Origin of the sequence: Promineifilum sp. (SeqCode) (genome assembly GCF_041918635.1) — a bacterium.
Classification (GTDB): domain Bacteria; phylum Chloroflexota; class Anaerolineae; order Promineifilales; family Promineifilaceae; genus Promineifilum.
Window position 1 is genome coordinate 1 of record NZ_JAYRVJ010000716.1, and the last position, 2748, is coordinate 2748.

2 protein-coding genes are annotated in these 2748 nt (G+C 69.2%); both read right to left on the reverse strand.

Annotated features, from left to right (window positions below; all coding sequences use genetic code 11):
- Positions 1–579 (reverse strand): Mut7-C RNAse domain-containing protein (locus ACE3UY_RS20945; protein ID WP_374689421.1); only part of this gene is annotated, 579 nt, incomplete at its 3' end.
- 89 nt (positions 580–668) lie between these two features.
- Positions 669–2748, reverse strand: a 2080-nt coding sequence (locus tag ACE3UY_RS20950) for a Tex family protein (protein WP_374689422.1), incomplete at its 5' end; no start/stop codon positions are given.

Here is a 2748-nt window from a genome sequence, read left to right on the forward strand (position 1 = left end):
CAACCCATTGCAGCGTAAGCAGCGCCGCCACGGTTCGACCTGCTCGAACACCTGGTAGCGGCGCAGCACGGCGAATAGCTGCTCCCGCGGGTCAGTCGTGCGCAGGCAGTAGCCGAAGGTGACCAGCCGCCGCTTCAGCAACCCACGGTCGCGCGTCAGCAGGATGCGCCGCTCATCCTCAGCCTTCTCGGCCAGCGCCTCGTCGTCCAGTGCGGGGTCATAGGCCGTATCGAAGCCCAGCAGCCGCAGCGAGCGCGCCAGCCGGCCGAGGTGGTTGTCGGCCAGAAAGGCGGGCGGGGTGGGCAGCGGCGGGCGCAGCAGAGGTAAGCCGTTCAGAACGGGCACGCCGAACTCAGGGTAGACGGCGATGCGGTCGCCGTCGCCCGGCCGGTAGTCAAAGCCGACCGGCCGGTCGTTGACCAGGATGGCCGCCACCTCGGTGTGCGGCGCGCCCAACGCCTCGATCAGGTGCTTGACCGTCTGCGGCCCACTGAAGGCGCAGACAAACTCGCCCCCCCGCCGCCCCGCCGGCAGGAAGTCGTTCAACTCCCCATAAAACCGAAACACGGCTTCAGCCATAAATAAATTCACCGCGGATTCTCACGGATTTGGCGGATGAACACAGATTGAAAGAATAATTCAATCCGTTCTTATCCGTTGAATCCGTGTCAATCCGTGGTTGATTGATTCGCCCAGCCCAGACTGACGCGCCCGCGATCTTTGTCTACGGCCAGGATGCATACCTCGATCACGTCGCCCACCTGGAGCGCTACGCCGTGGGGCGTCTGGCGCTTGTGCAGCAGGCCATCCTGCTTCACGCCGATGTCCACGAACGCGCCGAAATCCACCACGTTGCGCACCGTGCCGCTGAGTTGCAACCCCGACGTCAGGTCGTCCATCGAGAGCACGTCGCTGCGCAGGATGGGGCGCGGCAGGTCTTCGCGCGGGTCGCGGCCGGGCCGGGCCAACTGGTCGAAGATGTCGGCCAGCGTCGGCGCGCCCGCGCCCAACTCGGCAGCCAGCGTTTCCAGCGGCGTCGCCTCGCGCAGCGCGGCCAGCGCCGGGCGTAAGGCAGCCGGCGGCGCGCCGGGCGGCAGGCCAACCCGCTCCAGCAACCGGTGCGCCGTGTCGTAGCTTTCCGGGTGGATGGCGCTGGCGTCGAGCGGGTTCTCGCCGTCGCGGACGCGCAGGAAGCCGGCCGCCTGTTCGAACGCCTTGGCCCCCAGCCCCGATACCTGCCGCAGCGCCGCGCGGCTGGCGAATGGGCCGTTCGCGTCCCGGTGGACAACGATCTGCTCGGCCAGCTTCGGCCCGATGCCGGAGACGTGTCCCAGCAGCGCCGGTGAGGCGGTGTTGACCTCCACGCCAACCTGGTTGACGACCGATTCCACCACGCCCGACAGCGCTCCGGCCAGCTGCTTCTGGTTCACGTCGTGCTGGTAGAGGCCGACGCCGATGGACTTGGGATCGATCTTGACCAGTTCAGCCAGCGGGTCTTGCAGCCGCCGGCCGATGGACACCGCGCCGCGTATGGACACGTCCAGGCCGGGCAGTTCCGCCTTGGCCAGCGGGCTGGCGCTGTAGACGCTCGCGCCGGCCTCGTTGACGACGACGTAGTGCAGTTCTTCCCGCTCGCGCGTCAGTTCGGCCACCAGTTGCTCCGTCTCGCGCGAGGCCGTGCCGTTGCCGATGGCGATCAGCGTGACGCCATGGCGGGCGATGAGCGCCAGCAGCGCCTCCCGCGCCTCGGCGCGCTTGTTCTGCGGCGGGTGGGGGTAAATCGTGGCCGTGTCCAGCACCTTGCCCGTTGGGTCTGTAACCGCTACCTTACTGCCCGTGCGGAAGCCGGGGTCGATGCCCAACACCGTCTGCCCAACCAGCGGCGGCTGGGTTAGCAGGGCGCGCAGGTTGCGGGCGAAGACCTGAATGGCGTGGCTCTCGGCCGACTCAGACAGCGCGCGGCGCACGTCACGCTCGACGGCCGGCAGCAGCAGCCGCTTGGCCGCGTCTTCCATCGCGAGTTGCATCTGCCCAGCCAGCGGCGAGAGGCGGTCGGGCCGGAAGTGGGCGCGGATGGCCAATAGCCACTCCGCCTCTGGCACCTCGACGGCCACGCGCAGCACCTTCTCGTGTTCGCCGCGGTTGACGGCCAACGCCTGGTGCGGCCGGACGCGGGGGATGGGCATGTCGAACTCGTAGTACAGTTGGTAGACGCCCCGCTCGTCGGCCGCGTCCTCAATGCGCCGGCAGCGCAGCACGCCGACCTGCATGGCCCGCTCGCGCAGCCGGCCGCGCACGCCGGCGTGATCGCTGATGGTCTCGGCCACGATGTCGCGCGCCCCGGCCAGCGTCTCTTCGACCGTCGGCGCGGCCTCGCCGACAAACGGCGCGGCCAAGGCCTCGGCCGTCGCCGTCCCGCGCGGCTGAGCCAGGATCAGGTCGGCCAGCGGCCCCAACCCCTTCTCGCGGGCGATGCCGGCCCGCGTGCGGCGCTTGGGGCGGTAAGGAGCGTAGAGGTCTTCCAGAGCCGTCATGGTGAGTGCGGCCTCGAAGTGGGCGCGCAACTCGGGGGTCAGCTTGCCCTGCTCTTCGACCGAGGCCAGGATAGCCGCCCGCCGCTCGTCAAGGGCGCGCAACCGCTCGATCTGCTCAGCGATGGCGCGCAGTTGCTCCTCGTCCAGCGTGCCCGTGGCTTCCTTGCGGTAGCGGGCGATGAAGGGGATGGTGTTGCCGTCGTCCAGCAGGGCG